The organism is Rhizobium sp. BK112 (genome assembly GCF_014193215.1).
Classification (GTDB): Bacteria; Pseudomonadota; Alphaproteobacteria; order Rhizobiales; family Rhizobiaceae; genus Rhizobium; species Rhizobium anhuiense.
The window spans coordinates 181,185-194,420 of the sequence record NZ_JACHYZ010000012.1; the positions used below are offsets into that span (position 1 = coordinate 181,185).

A 13,236-nucleotide genomic window follows, 5' to 3' on the forward strand; every position below is an offset into this window, starting at 1 on the left:
ACAAATTCGATAGCGATGCAGCCAGACACCGCAGGCGTCATGCCGCTGAAAATACTGTCGCCAGACCAAAAACGGCGGCAGATCTGTCAGATTCTGTAGGCCACACAGAAGACCTCACGATCGGCGACAGGGAGTACGTGGGGCGCCGCGTGGCTTGAGAGAAAAGGACCATAATGACTTTCGCAGTCGACGCCGTTTCCAACAGAGGCGCAACGCGCTTCAGCGACATCATCTACGAGAAGATCGTGGGGATGATCGCCGACGGCAACTTTCCGGTGAACGAACGACTGCCGTCGGAAACGAAGCTCGCCGCGGATTTCGGCGCCTCGAGGCCCGTCGTGCGTGAGGCGCTCGAACGTTTAAGAGCCGATGGCCTGGTCGTTTCGCGCAAGGGATCCGGTTCCTATGTTCGGCAAAGGCCGGATTCGTCGATGCTGAAAATGGTGCCGGTCGGCTCGCTCGCCGATGTCCAGCGCTTTTTCGAATTCCGCGCCGGCCTCGAAGCCGAGGCTGCGGAGCTTGCCGCACGAAACTGGCAGCCGGATGACAGGGAGCGGATAACGGCAGCGCTTCTTGCGATCGAGCAATGCCTTCGCAACGGGGAGCTTGGCGCTGAGGAAGACCAGGCACTGCATGATGCCATCGCCATGGCGACCGGCAACCAGTTCCACATCACCGTTCGTGAATGGTTCAGGCCGCATTTCGCCATCGGGCATTCCGTGACACGAAGCCTGAGCTTGAAACGAACGCTGGAGCAGATTCGCAGCGTCCAGGATGAGCATGCGGTGATCGTGGAGGCGATCTTCGCGCGGCGGGAAACCGACGCTCACGATGCGATGAAGAGACACATACTGAATGCTCGCGCCCGCATGTTCCAGGGCGTTTGAGCGAGAATGGGAGGAAGAACGATGAAACGGGTCGCTGTGACGGGTGCCGCCGGACGTGTCGGAACGCTGCTGCGCCCGCTGCTTCGCTCGCATGTCGAGCATCTGCGCCTGATCGATCTCGAGGAGCCTGCCGGGCTTGGCGAAAACGAGCATTTCGTGAAGGCCGATCTCGCCAATGTCGATGAGGCCACCGCTGCGCTTGAAGATATCGACGGCATCGTCCACCTGGCGGGCATTGCAAGCGGCATCGATATGAACGCCATCCTGCAGGCCAATGTGCTGGGAACCTACAATCTCTACGAGGCGGCGCGGATCAACAAAATTCCCAGGGTCGTCTATGCCTCGAGCAATCATGCCACCGGCTTTTATCCGCGCGGCCAGCTCGTCTCGCCGCTCGATCCGATGCGCCCGGACAGCCCTTATGGGCTTTCCAAATGCTGGGGCGAACTGGTGGCGGGGCTCTACTACGACACATCGGGCATTCGCTCCCTTTCGATCCGCATCGGCAATGCCGGCACCTATCCCAACAGCGAGCGATCCGTCGCGATCTGGATCAGCGCACGAGACCTGGCGCAATTGGTCAGGATCGGCCTGTCGCACCCGTCGATCGCCGCGACGGTGGTCTATGGCGTTTCTGACACCGACGAGAAATGGTGGGACAACGAACTGGCAGCGAGGCTCGGCTACCAGCCACAGGACCGGCCACGCGACCATGCCCGCATCGAGCAGGGATCCGAAGGGCCGGTGGCGCTTGCGTTCCAGGGTGGCGGCTTCTGTGAGATCAATCACGACGGCACCATCCGCATGCGGGACGCCGAGGGCTTGGCCGAGAGCCTGGAGATGGTTCCATGACGGCACCGCGCATCATCCGCCCGGACGTCCGTTCCGTGATCCAGCAACCGCTGACGGTCGGTGAATCCCCGGTATGGGACGAGCGGACCGGCACGCTGTGGCTCGTCGATATCCTGGCGCCGGCAGTTGTCCGCATCTCCGCGCAAGGGAAGGTCGACCGCTTCGACATGCCGGCTCCGGTCGGCAGCCTCGGGCTCTGCCGTGACAACAGGATCGTCGTGGGCCTCCAGACAGGCGTCCACCTCTTCGAGCCCGCCTCGGGCGATCTCGAGTTCCTGTGCGATCCGGTCGGGCGCCACATCAATGGCCGCCTCAACGATGGCAAGGTCGGTCCCGACCGACACTTCTGGGTCGGCTCGATCAGCGAAGCCAAGCCGCAAGTAAACGACGCCGCTCTTTTCCGGGTTGGCGCCGACGGCAGCGCGCGGACGGTGGCAACGGGACTGACGAGCTCCAACGGTCTTGCCTGGTCGCCGGATGGCCGGCGGATGTATCACTCCGACAGCCGGCAATGTTTCCTGCAGGCATTCGATTTCAATCCGGCGACGGGCGAAATCGGCGAAGGACGCCGGCTTCGCAGCTTCACGGAAGACGACGGGCGGCCGGACGGAGCGGCCATCGATCGTGACGGCTTTTACTGGAGCGCCGGCGTATCCGCCGGTCGCCTCAACCGGATATCGCCCGACGGCGAAATCGTCGAGATCTACATTCTGCCGGTCGCCGCACCGACCATGCCGTGTTTCGGAGGGCCGGATCTGCGCACCCTCTACGTCACGAGCCTGTCGACCGACCGCACTGGACGCTTCGAGGCGGGAACGGTCATCGCCTTCGACGCGGACGCAGAGGGCTTGGCGCCCTTCCGTTTCGGATGACAGCGTGCCGATCACCCGTCGGGTGACGGCGGATTGATGGAAAGCTAAGGGGGAAGAAAGATGAGCATCGCAATCATGCGCAAGGCGCTCACAGGCGTATCGGGTGTTCCCGTCACCGCCTATGACGGCAGCGGCGAAGTCGACCCCCGGATCACGGCGAAGGTCTATGAGCGGGTGGCGGCAGCAGGCATCCACAACATCGTTGCCGCCGGCAATACCGGGGAATTTTATGCGTTGACGCCTGAGGAGATCAGGATCGTCCACGAGGCGGCGGTGTCAGGTGTCGACGGCAAGGCGCCGGTGACGGCGGCGATCGGCCGGTCGCTGCGCGAGGCGGTCGGCATGGCAAAGGACGCGGCCCGCATCGGCGCCTCCGCCGTGATGTCGCATCAGCCCGTCGATCCTTTTGCGGCCCCTTCGGCCCAGATCGACTATTTCTGCAATCTTGCGGATGCTTCCGCCCTGCCGCTGGTCGCGTATGTCAGGGCCGAGGGTTTCAGTGTCGCAGAGATCGTTCGGCTCGCAAATCACGGCAATATTGCCGGTATCAAGTTTGCGACGACCGATCTGATGCTGCTGTCGCGAGCGATCCCGGCCGCCGACCCGGCCGGTGCACTGTTCGTCTGCGGCCTGGCAGAAAGCTGGGCGCCGACATTCACCGCAGCCGGTGCGCGCGGCTTCACTTCCGGTCTCGTCAATGTTGCACCGAAGCTCTCGCTTGCCGTCCACGATGCGCTTGAAAATGGCGATTTCGCCGCGGCACGAGCGATCGTCAACAAGCTCGAACCATTCGAGCGGATGCGGACCAAATTCCGCAACGGCGCCAACGTGACCGTCGTGAAAGAGGCGGTCAGCTATTCCGGTCTCGATGTCGGCCCGGTGCGTGTGCCGGGCTTGCCGCTGCTCGACCAGCATGACCGCGAGGAACTTCATCGGCTGCTTCGAAGCTGGGAGGCCGAGGGCAATGTTCAAACGGATCCGAACCGGCAGGAGACTTCAAAGGCCGCCGTCTGAGGCCGACATTATTTCCGCAAGCAACAGGTGCCGGCATGGCCGCGCCACAGGATTGGGAGGTCTTGAGATGCTGAAACAGCTACTGACAACGATCGCGATAACGGGCGCCCTGACGGCGGCACAGCCGAGCTGGGCTGCATCGCCGCCAAACATGCTGGTCATCGGCACGAATCTCACCGGCATAAGAACGCTCGATCCGGCCCAGAACAATGCCCGCACGGTTTCCGAGCTGATCTCCAATCTCTACGACAACCTCGTGCAACTGTCACCGGACGATCTAAAAACGCTGAAGCCGATGCTCGCGACGCAATGGAGCGTCTCGGCGGACGGCAAGATCATCACGCTGACATTGCGCGACGACGCGGTCTTCCAGAGCGGCAACAAGGTAACAGCCGATGATGCCGCCTGGTCGATCCAGCGCGTTATCAAGATGGGCCAGGTCGGCTCCACCGATGTCGCGCTCTGGGGCTTCACATCAGACAACGTCGAAAAGCTCGTTCGGGCAAAGGACGAACACACGCTTGAGATCGAGCTGCCGCAGGCCGTGAACACCGATCTGGTGCTCTATTCGCTAGCCGGCTCGTCGATCGGCATCATCGACAAGAAGACGGCACTCTCGCATGAGGCAAACGGCGACTTCGGCGGCGCCTGGCTTTCTGCCAATTCTGCCGGCAGCGGCCCGTTCGCGCTGGCGCAATGGCGGCCGAACGATGTTGCGATCTTCAACGCGCAGCCGAACTACTGGGGCGGCAAGCCGGCCATGGCCCGCGTCGTCGCTCGGCATATCCCAGAATCCGGCAACCTCAGACTGCAGCTCGAAGCCGGAGATGTCGATGTCGGCCAGTATCTGGCAAGCGGCGACCTCGATGCCCTGTCCAACAACAAGGACGTGGTGATCGAGAGCGTTCCGGGTCTGGGCTTCTATTACATCGCCCTCAACCAAAAAGACCCGGATCTGCAGAAGCCGAAGGTTCGCGAGGCCTTCCAGCATGCTTTCGACTGGAAGGCGATCTCCGGCAACATCATGCGCTATACCGGTTTTCCCTGGCAGTCGATGATCCCGCGCGGCATGATCGGCGCGCCCGAGGAAGCTGCCTCCCACTACGACTATGATCCTGCCAAAGCCAAACAGCTGCTGGCGGAAGCCGGCTACCCCAATGGCCTGAAGAAGGTGCTCAATCCATCGGGCGCGGCGACACTGCCCTTCGCCGAAGCGCTGCAGGCGAGCGCCCGTGCTGCCGGCCTCGATCTCGATCTCGTGCCCGGCGAATTCACGCCCGCCTTCCGCGAGCGGAAATACGAGGTGCTGCTCGGCAATTCCGGCGCCCGACTGCCTGATCCTTTCGCTGTCGCCACGCAATATGCCTACAATCCCGACAACAGCGACGAGGCGCGTCTCGGCAGCTATTATCTCTGGCGCGCCGGCATGAAAGTGGACGAGCTCAACACACTCGTCGACCAATCGATGAAGGAGCGCGATACGGGCAAGCGCACTGACATCTTCAAGAAGATGGACGGCATCTATGCCGGCATGGCCTCGCCGCTCGTCATCTTCTTCCAGCGAACCGACCCCTATGTCACGCGCGCCAACGTCAAGAACTATCACGGGCACACGACCTGGTCGACGCGCTGGCACGACGTGACCAAGGAGTAGAACGCGTGGCGAGCGCCGATCTGACATCGAAGCGGGAGAGCGGCACCCGTTCTGCGGAGGGCGGGTTCGCCGAGGCGGCCCCGCACCCTCTGGTGAACCTGTTGCGGCGCTTGGCAGGGCGGGTCGTGGCTGTGGTGACGACGCTGCTCGGCCTTCTCTTCCTGACCTTTTCGATGGGTCGTCTGCTGCCTGCCGACCCGGTGCTCGCCATCACCGGAGCGGAGGTCAGCAAGGAGGTTTATGATCGCGTCTATCATGAGCTGGGGCTCGGGCAACCCGTCTGGATGCAGTTCCTCGCCTATGTCGGGAAGATCGCGACAGGCGATCTCGGCACCTCGGCGACGACCGGCCAACCAATCCTCACCGACCTCATGACGATCTTTCCCGCCACCATCGAGCTTGCGGTCATCGCCATGATCATCGGCGCCATCATCGGCGTTCCCCTGGGGATCACGGCTGCCGTCAGACGCGGAACTGTCATCGACCACGTCGCCCGCATCGTCGCCCTTGCCGGCCATTCCATTCCGATCTTCTGGACCGGGCTGATGGCGCTCTTCATCTTCTATGCCAAGCTCAAGCTCGTCGGCGCATCCGGCCGCATCGACGTCTTCTACGAAGGTCTCGTCACACCCATGACCGGCTTTCTCCTGATCGACGCAGCGCTGCAGCAGCAATGGGACGTGTTTCACAACGCTCTCGGCCACATCATCCTGCCGGCGGCGATCCTCGGCTATTATTCCGTCGCCTATATCAGCCGCATGTCGCGCAGCTTCATGCTGGAGCAGCTCAGCCAGGAATACATCATCACTGCGCGGGCAAAGGGGCTCGGCACCCGCAAGGTCGTCTGGCGCCATGCCTTCAAGAACATCCGCGTGCAGCTTTTGACGATCATGGCGCTGACCTTCGGTGGGCTGCTCGAAGGAGCGGTGCTGATCGAAACGGTTTTCGGATGGCCGGGGCTCGGCCAGTACCTGACCCGAGGGCTGCAGATGAATGACATGAATGTCGTCATGGGCTCGGTGCTGACGATCGGCGCCGTCTTCCTGACGATCAATATCCTGTCGGACTTCCTCTATCGCATTCTTGATCCGAGGACACGGTGACGCCATGACGATTTCCTCTGAGCACGCAGACAGCGTTGACACCGGCGGCTTTCGCAAATGGCTGCTCGCGCCGGAGCCGCGAGGCTGGTTTCAATCGTCCGCGCAGCAAATCCATCAGGGCTGGCTGAAATTCAGCCTGCACCCGCTTGGCCTCGCCGGACTCGCCATCATCGTGCTGCTGATCGTGGTAGCGACGGCCGCCCCCTTGCTGACGAGCTACGATCCGATCGTCCAGGACATGGCCGGGCGGCTTGCCGCGCCATCGGCAAGCCATTGGCTCGGCACCGACAATTTCGGCCGCGATGTGTTCTCCCGGGTGATCTATGGCGCCCGCACGACGCTCTACATCATCATGCTCGTCACGATCATCGTCGCCCCGCTCGGCCTGCTGATCGGCACCGTCTCAGGTTATTTCGGCGGCATCATCGATGAAATCCTGATGCGCGTCACCGACATTTTCCTGTCTTTCCCCGGGCTGGTGCTGGCGCTCGGTTTTGCCGCAGCGCTCGGACCGGGCATCACCAACGCAATCATCGCAATTTCGCTGACGGCCTGGCCGCCGATCGCGCGCCTCGCGCGGGCCGAAACGCTCAGCCTTCGCAAGGCGGACTATATCGCCGCCGTGCGCCTGCAGGGCGCGAGCTCAATCGCAATCATCACCCGCCACATCCTGCCGATGTGCATTCCCTCGGTGATCGTCCGCGTCACCCTCAATATGGCCGGCATCATCATCACCGCCGCTGGTCTCGGCTTCCTCGGCCTCGGTGCGCAGCCGCCATGGCCGGAATGGGGCTCGATGGCCGCGAGCGGCCGTGAGTTCATGCTCGACAGCCCCTGGGTCATCGCCGCACCCGGCATTGCCATTGCGCTAGTCAGCCTCGCCTTCAACCTCGTCGGCGATGCGCTCCGCGATGTGCTTGATCCCCGAGGTTCAGAATGACCGAGCCCTTGATCGATATTCGAAACCTCGAAATCGCCTTCGGCGGTGGACAGGTGCGGGCCGTGCGCGGCGTCAGCTTCGCGCTCGGACAGGAAAAACTCGGGATCGTCGGTGAATCCGGATCGGGAAAATCCACTGTCGGGCGGGCGATCATGAAGCTCTTACCGCCGACCGCGATCGTCAATGCCGAGCGGATGCGCTTTCGCGACGTGGATCTGCTCAAGGCAAACGAGAAAACGATGATGACGATCAGGGGGCGGCGGATCGGGCTCATCCTGCAGGACCCGAAATATTCGCTCAATCCTGTCATGCGGATCGGCGAACAGATCGCCGAAACCTATCGTTTCCATCATCCCAAGGCGAGCACCAAGCAGACCTCCCGCCAAGCGCTCGATATGCTCGAAGCCGTCCAGATTCGCGATCCCGAGCGCGTGGCCCGCCTTTATCCGCACGAAATCTCCGGCGGGATGGGCCAGCGCGCGATGATCGCCATGATGCTGATCGCCGAACCCGAAGTGCTGATCGCCGACGAGCCGACGTCGGCACTCGACGTGACGGTAAGGCTCGAAATCCTGGCGCTGCTCGACGAGCTCGTGCTACGCCGCAATCTCGGCCTGATCTTCATCAGTCACGACCTCAATCTGATCAGGAATTTCTGCGATCGCGTCCTCATCATGTATGCGGGGCGGGTCGTCGAAGTGCTCGAGGCGCGCGATCTCGACAAGGCCAGACACCCCTATACGCAAGGGCTGCTCGCATCCCTGCCGACGATCGACAATCCCCCTGCCCGGCTGCCGATCCTCAAACGCGATCCGGCCTGGCTCGACGAACCCGTATTGGAGGCGCCGCGGTGATCAAGATCGACAATCTCACGATCCGTTTCGGGCATGGCCAGCGACCCGTCGTCAGAGACATCAGCCTCGCCATCGAGAGCGGCACGGCCTTCGGCCTGGTCGGCGAGTCCGGCTGCGGAAAATCCACCGTGCTCAGGGCGCTTTCCGGCCTCAACGCCAATTATGACGGCCGGATCTCGCTCCAGGGCGAGACGCTGGACCGGCAGCGCAGCCGGCCGTTCTTCCGCCGGGTGCAGATGGTGTTCCAGGACCCCTACGGGTCGCTCCACCCGCGCAAAACCATCCGCTCGCAGCTGAAAGAGCCGCTGCGCAACCAGGGACTGGATACGAATTCCGTCGACGTGAATGCCGTCCTGAGATCGGTCGGCCTCGATCCGGCGCTGAGCTACCGATTTCCGCACCAGCTGTCCGGCGGACAGCGGCAGCGTGTGGCGATCGCCCGCGCCCTGATGCTGGACCCGGATGTTCTGCTTCTCGACGAACCGACATCTGCGCTCGACGTGTCGGTTCAGGCCGAAATCCTCAATCTCCTTCAGGATTTGCGTCGGGAACGCGGCCTCACCTATCTGCTCGTCAGCCATGATCTCGCCGTCGTCTCCCATATGTGCAGCCGCGTCGCCATTATGGAAGCCGGCGAGATCGTCGAACAGGTCGATATCGCAGCCCTGCGCAGAGGCGCGGTCGAGCATCCCTATTCGCAACGCCTGCTGCGGGCGAGCCAGATGTATGGAAAGGCGTAAATTCTCGATCGATGCGCGGCGGCTCGACGTCGTCGCAGGCCCGCCATCCTCAGGATCGTCAATGGCGGATCAGAGACTCCCAATCCAGCACTATCCGCTCGATCTGGAGTACAGGCCAAGCTCGTCTCTCATAGCAAATCCGCAACGCTGATAGAACTCCGACAGCGCCCCACCTCGCTGCGAGATCAGCCAGACGCTATTACACCCTTCAGCTTTGGCTGTTTCAAACATTGCAGAAAGCAGAGCAGTGCCTATTCCCTTACCCTGTGCGTCGGGTTGCACTGAAAGCTCGTCCAAGTAAATCACCGGGCCGGTGTGGCGCCGCTGTCGTACGCCCAGCGCAATCCCGAGCACCTTGCCTTCATCAACCGCCGCCAGCGCAACCGATCTAGGGGTTTCAAGCACATAGGTCACATTTTCCGCAGCCGCCTCAAGGGACCAGCTCTCGTTCCACGGCGGCAGGGCATAGGCTCTTACCAATACGTCGGCCGCGCCGCTGACGTGTTTTTCAACCAGACGTTCGATCCGAAATGACATGAACTTGTCTCACGCTACGTGAGGTGACATTTGCCGAGCGCGGTTGGTTTCGCAATGGTGTGTTGCCTGCATCCGCAGATTTTTTCCGAGCTTATCCCCAAAATGGCTAGGCGCCAGGCAGGCCGAGCCAGTCCTCCCGGCTGAGCCCGCCATTGAAAGTCCCTATTTCCAACTTGTGTAATCGTCAGCGACGCAACCAAACGGCGCACGATCCTGATCGAACCGCTTCTTGAGCTGCTGGCATCCCCACTCGTTCAACGGCGCCGGCATGAGATTGTTGATATCCATGCCAGGCGATTGAAATTGTGTCGTGGAGCTCGTGACGTACCAAAGCCAGAAGCCGACCACACCGACGACGATCAGGAGCAACACACCGAAGAAAATCTGCAGCCGCTTCCAGATCGATACCGCCTTTTTGGGCTCTTCGACCAAGACCGTCGCATTCCGATCGCCTTCTTGCTGAGACGCAAGAGATGCAAGAGCGGCGGCACGCTCATCATTCGTAAGCTCGACGCGCTGCAGACGATCGTCCAGAAGCACCGGAAGAGCAGTATTGCCGTGCCTGACAGCCAGTCCGATCGCTTTGCCCTTGGCTTCACCGACGATGAGCGGCTCTTCTCCATTCTTCATGCGCGTGTAAGCCGATCGCCCCGTTTTGTCGGCGGCGATCTTGTCATTATAGGTGATGGAAAGGACGCCGCGTTTGCGGTCGAATGCGGTCACCTCGACCGGGACAGGGGTCAGCATGGCAGGCCGGCGCAGTTGGCCCTTGACCCGCCAAATGCGGATACCGAGAAAAATCATACCCAGGCTCATGCCGCCAAGCAGGATGACAAACACAGTCAGCGTGATGATCCGGTTCCAGAGCATATCCAGACCGAGGCTCATCGTCGCGAGTTCCGGATGATCGGCTGAGATCACAAGGCCAGTTTCATAGTCGCCGGTATGGAAATCGACGAACATGACCTCGACCTCGGTGTCGTAGTCCCGTCCGCCGTAATTGTAGACAAGGCGTGCTTCGCAATCCGTGAAGATGGCTTTGCGCGTCGTGCATCGCCCGTTTTGCACATCGCCGTTTTCGAGCACCAAGGGGTTCTGGCTGATCTGGAAATCGCGGATCACGCCTGGCGCTGCCGAAACGAAGAGAAAGATAGCCAGTGCCAGGATGATAGGCGTTGACCAGAAGTAAGCATTTGGCGTGGAGATGACGTTGCGCGCCAACGAAAGCGGGCGACTAGGAAGAACAAGCGAAGACAATGGCGTCGACCCCTTATGTGACAGCGCAGCGCGCTGGTAAAGCTTCAGACAGCCGATGATGAATGAGCGGCGTTGACGCCATTGCGACCGGCTTCACACAATCCCATTGTGTGATACCGATCTACAGCCTGAGGCGGGCGATCGGCAATCCCTTTCAGCGCGCGTGGGTAGCATTGGCATGTTGATCCCTTCGCGCACCGCGAGCGAGTCGGTGAGTTGCGCTCCAATATCGATGGTTCGTGTCCTCGGCGCTGCGCTCGCATCTGCTTAGCAGGTGAGCTCTACAGCCGATTGGCGCGCAACAAGGTGTCTCGCGACAGATATCCCGCAAGCGTCCCATCGGCTGACCTGACATGCAGGCCCGGCATCTCACCGGAGAGGATGAGCGCCAAGGCATCGTGAACCGTGGCGTCAGCGGCGATCTCGGCATCGCCGTTGGACGGTTCCGGCGCGGTCATGATCGTCGATACGGCAATCAAGCTGAGCCTCTTTATGGCTCGGTCGGGGCCGAGGAAACTCTCGACGAATTCGTTGACGGGACGCGCAAGGATTTCCTGCGGGCTATCATATTGAAGGAGGCGGCCATCCCGCATGATCGCAATGCGATCGCCCATCTTGATAGCCTCATCGAGGTCATGCGTGACGATGACGACGGTTTTCTTCACCTTCCTCAAAATATCGCGGAATTCGTCCTGAAGCCGGACGCGGGTGATCGGATCGATCGCGCCGAACGGTTCGTCCATCAGCATGATTGCGGGGTCGGCTGCGAGTGCACGCGCGAAACCGACGCGCTGGCGCTGCCCGCCTGACAATTCATGCGGCAGACGCTGCCGCATGATGGCCGGATCAAGACCGACGAGATCCAGGAGTTCGTCGACGCGGCGATTGCTGCGCGCCTTTTCCCAGCCGAGAAGCCGCGGGACGGTCGCGACATTGCGTGCGATCGACATATGCGGAAACAGACCGACCTGCTGGATGACATAGCCGATGCTGCGGCGCAGCTCCTTCTGGTCGACCCGGGCGATATCCCTGCCGTCGACCAGCACACGTCCCGTCGTCGGGGTCTCCAACTGATTGATCATCCGCATGGTCGTGGTTTTGCCGCAGCCCGAAGGACCGATCAGGGCAACCGTCGTACCAGTCTCGATCAGGAGATCGAGGTTGTCGACCGCATGCTGGCCGCTTCCGTCGTAGTTCTTGGTAACATGATCGAGATGAATCATCCTGATATCCGCTTTCGGCCGCTCAGCGCCGTTGAGTGAAGAGGCGCTCCAGGGCGCCGAAGGCCAATTCCGCAAAGATTGCGAGCAGGGCAATCGGCACCGCTCCGACAAGAAGGCGCGGCATGTTCATGATCGCAATGCCGGCATTGATGAAATCGCCAAGCCCGCCGCCGCCGATGAAAGAGGCCAGCGCCGCCCCGCCGATGACCTGGATGGCGCTCGTCCTGACGCCCGACAGAATCGCGGGAACGGCCAGGGGAAGTTCGATCTCCCACAGCATCTGTCCGGCGCTCATGCCCATTCCATCCGCCGCATCGATCACCGAGGCGTCGATCTCGCGGATGCCAATGATCGTGTTCAACAATAGCGGCGGCACGGCCAGGACGATGAGGGCGATCACCGACGGCAGCAATCCGATGCCGAGAAAAGGCATCGTCGCCGACAGGATCGCCAGGCTCGGGATGGAGCGCAAGGCGCCGGCTATATTGACCACCGCAAAGGCGGCGCGTGGTGCCCGTGCGACGACAAATCCGAGCGGCACGGCGATGACGAAGGCGATGCCGAGCGAGAGGGCGCACATCAGAAGATGGCGATTGAACGCGTTGAAGAAGGTGCCGGAATTGTTGAAGATCCAGCTGAATGCATCGATCACGATCATGCCGGCTTCCCCCCGCTGCGCCGGCGCAGCAGCCTTTCGAAGGAGGCAAAACAGCAGTCGGCAAAGAGCGCCAGACATGACGTCAGCAGCCCGCCGGCGATGATCTTTTCGGGAAAGCGCTGGTCGATGCCTTCGAAAATGATGACGCCGAGCCCGCCGGCATTGATATAGGCGGCAACGGTGGCGATGCCGATGACCGTCACCATGGCGATGCGGATGCCGCCGACGATATAGGGCATGGCCAGCGGCAGTTCTACTTCCCAGATCCGCCGTGCCGTGCCGTAGCCCATGCCATCAGCAGCTTCCAATATGTCACGCGGAATAGCCTGAAATCCCATGCCGATATTGCGGATCAGGATCATCAGCGAGTAGGCGGCAAGACCGGTTATGGCGGGTGCCGCCCCGATGCCCATGATGGGGATCAGAAGCGCAAACAGCGCCAGGCTCGGCACGGCGAACAGGATGCCGGTGAAGATGACGATGGCCGCAAAACTCCGCGGCCGCCTCGCCGCCCATATCCCGACGATCAGCGAGATCACCAGGGCAATGCCGACCGAGGAAAAAACGAGATAGAGGTGCTCCAACAGCGCGTCGAAGAGCCGGTCGAGATGTTTGGGGACCCATTTCATCGTCGAAACCTCCGCA

At 61.6% G+C, this 13,236-nt stretch carries 14 protein-coding genes; 9 read left to right on the forward strand and 5 right to left on the reverse strand.

Annotated elements, in window-relative coordinates; genetic code table 11:
- The first annotated feature begins 173 nt into the window (after window positions 1–173).
- The 9 genes from FHT75_RS28245 to FHT75_RS28285 all read left to right on the forward strand — a co-directional run bounded on the left by FHT75_RS28245 (window position 174) and on the right by FHT75_RS28285 (window position 8,916).
- Window positions 174–887, forward strand: coding sequence for a FadR/GntR family transcriptional regulator (locus FHT75_RS28245; RefSeq protein WP_047619104.1), 714 nt, complete (start codon window positions 174–176; stop codon window positions 885–887).
- Between the two features lie 21 nt (window positions 888–908).
- Window positions 909–1,739, forward strand: coding sequence for an NAD-dependent epimerase/dehydratase family protein (locus tag FHT75_RS28250; RefSeq protein WP_063473732.1), 831 nt, complete (start codon window positions 909–911; stop codon window positions 1,737–1,739).
- Window positions 1,736–2,611: an SMP-30/gluconolactonase/LRE family protein gene (locus tag FHT75_RS28255; RefSeq protein WP_063473733.1), complete on the forward strand. Its 876-nt coding sequence runs from the start codon at window positions 1,736–1,738 to the stop codon at window positions 2,609–2,611. Before FHT75_RS28250 ends, FHT75_RS28255 begins: the two co-directional genes overlap by 4 nt.
- A gap of 60 nt (window positions 2,612–2,671) precedes the next feature.
- Window positions 2,672–3,625, forward strand: a complete 954-nt coding sequence (locus tag FHT75_RS28260) for a dihydrodipicolinate synthase family protein (RefSeq protein WP_047619110.1) — start codon at window positions 2,672–2,674, stop codon at window positions 3,623–3,625.
- A 67-nt stretch (window positions 3,626–3,692) separates the two neighbouring features.
- On the forward strand, window positions 3,693–5,279 hold the full coding sequence (locus tag FHT75_RS28265; protein WP_047619113.1) for an ABC transporter substrate-binding protein: 1,587 nt from the start codon (window positions 3,693–3,695) through the stop codon (window positions 5,277–5,279).
- 5 nt (window positions 5,280–5,284) lie between these two features.
- Complete coding sequence (locus FHT75_RS28270) at window positions 5,285–6,382, forward strand: ABC transporter permease (protein ID WP_063473734.1); 1,098 nt, start codon at window positions 5,285–5,287, stop codon at window positions 6,380–6,382.
- A gap of 4 nt (window positions 6,383–6,386) precedes the next feature.
- Window positions 6,387–7,322 carry an ABC transporter permease gene (locus FHT75_RS28275; protein ID WP_063473735.1) on the forward strand — a complete coding sequence of 312 codons (936 nt, stop codon included), beginning with the start codon at window positions 6,387–6,389 and terminating at the stop codon, window positions 7,320–7,322.
- The gene (locus FHT75_RS28280; protein WP_063473736.1) at window positions 7,319–8,176 is read left to right on the forward strand and encodes an ABC transporter ATP-binding protein; all 858 of its coding nucleotides are present in this window, start codon (window positions 7,319–7,321) and stop codon (window positions 8,174–8,176) included. Before FHT75_RS28275 ends, FHT75_RS28280 begins: the two co-directional genes overlap by 4 nt.
- Window positions 8,173–8,916, forward strand: coding sequence for an ABC transporter ATP-binding protein (locus tag FHT75_RS28285; RefSeq protein WP_063473737.1), 744 nt, complete (start codon window positions 8,173–8,175; stop codon window positions 8,914–8,916). The genes FHT75_RS28280 and FHT75_RS28285 overlap by 4 nt, the downstream gene beginning before the upstream one ends.
- Before the next feature lie 90 nt (window positions 8,917–9,006).
- On the opposite strand, the gene FHT75_RS28290 is transcribed toward FHT75_RS28285, so the two are convergent.
- The 5 genes from FHT75_RS28290 to FHT75_RS28310 all read right to left on the reverse strand — a co-directional run bounded on the left by FHT75_RS28290 (window position 9,007) and on the right by FHT75_RS28310 (window position 13,220).
- On the reverse strand, window positions 9,007–9,453 hold the full coding sequence (locus tag FHT75_RS28290; RefSeq protein ID WP_063473738.1) for a GNAT family N-acetyltransferase: 447 nt from the start codon (window positions 9,451–9,453) through the stop codon (window positions 9,007–9,009).
- Window positions 9,454–9,615: 162 nt separating this feature from the next.
- Window positions 9,616–10,710, reverse strand: a complete 1,095-nt coding sequence (locus FHT75_RS28295) for a hypothetical protein (RefSeq protein ID WP_063473739.1) — start codon at window positions 10,708–10,710, stop codon at window positions 9,616–9,618.
- Window positions 10,711–10,991: 281 nt separating this feature from the next.
- A complete protein-coding gene (locus tag FHT75_RS28300; protein ID WP_063473740.1) occupies window positions 10,992–11,933 on the reverse strand; it encodes an ABC transporter ATP-binding protein in 942 nt (313 codons plus the stop codon).
- A 22-nt stretch (window positions 11,934–11,955) separates the two neighbouring features.
- Window positions 11,956–12,591 carry an ABC transporter permease gene (locus FHT75_RS28305; RefSeq protein WP_047619135.1) on the reverse strand — a complete coding sequence of 212 codons (636 nt, stop codon included), beginning with the start codon at window positions 12,589–12,591 and terminating at the stop codon, window positions 11,956–11,958.
- Window positions 12,588–13,220, reverse strand: a complete 633-nt coding sequence (locus tag FHT75_RS28310; RefSeq protein ID WP_063473741.1) for an ABC transporter permease — start codon at window positions 13,218–13,220, stop codon at window positions 12,588–12,590. The genes FHT75_RS28305 and FHT75_RS28310 overlap by 4 nt, the downstream gene beginning before the upstream one ends.
- Window positions 13,221–13,236 lie beyond the last annotated feature (16 nt).

Excerpts from the sequence above, each read along its gene's own strand:
- FHT75_RS28250 (WP_063473732.1), top strand. The coding sequence starts at position 909 with ATGAAACGGGTCGCTGTGACGGGTGCCGCCGGACGTGTCGGAACGCTG.
- FHT75_RS28305 (WP_047619135.1), bottom strand. The coding sequence starts at position 12,591 with ATGATCGTGATCGATGCATTCAGCTGGATCTTCAACAATTCCGGCACC.
- FHT75_RS28310 (WP_063473741.1), bottom strand. The coding sequence starts at position 13,220 with ATGAAATGGGTCCCCAAACATCTCGACCGGCTCTTCGACGCGCTGTTG.
- FHT75_RS28280 (WP_063473736.1), top strand. The coding sequence starts at position 7,319 with ATGACCGAGCCCTTGATCGATATTCGAAACCTCGAAATCGCCTTCGGC.
- FHT75_RS28260 (WP_047619110.1), top strand. The coding sequence starts at position 2,672 with ATGAGCATCGCAATCATGCGCAAGGCGCTCACAGGCGTATCGGGTGTT.
- FHT75_RS28300 (WP_063473740.1), bottom strand. The coding sequence starts at position 11,933 with ATGATTCATCTCGATCATGTTACCAAGAACTACGACGGAAGCGGCCAG.
- FHT75_RS28255 (WP_063473733.1), top strand. The coding sequence starts at position 1,736 with ATGACGGCACCGCGCATCATCCGCCCGGACGTCCGTTCCGTGATCCAG.
- FHT75_RS28265 (WP_047619113.1), top strand. The coding sequence starts at position 3,693 with ATGCTGAAACAGCTACTGACAACGATCGCGATAACGGGCGCCCTGACG.
- FHT75_RS28275 (WP_063473735.1), top strand. The coding sequence starts at position 6,387 with ATGACGATTTCCTCTGAGCACGCAGACAGCGTTGACACCGGCGGCTTT.
- FHT75_RS28290 (WP_063473738.1), bottom strand. The coding sequence starts at position 9,453 with ATGTCATTTCGGATCGAACGTCTGGTTGAAAAACACGTCAGCGGCGCG.
- FHT75_RS28245 (WP_047619104.1), top strand. The coding sequence starts at position 174 with ATGACTTTCGCAGTCGACGCCGTTTCCAACAGAGGCGCAACGCGCTTC.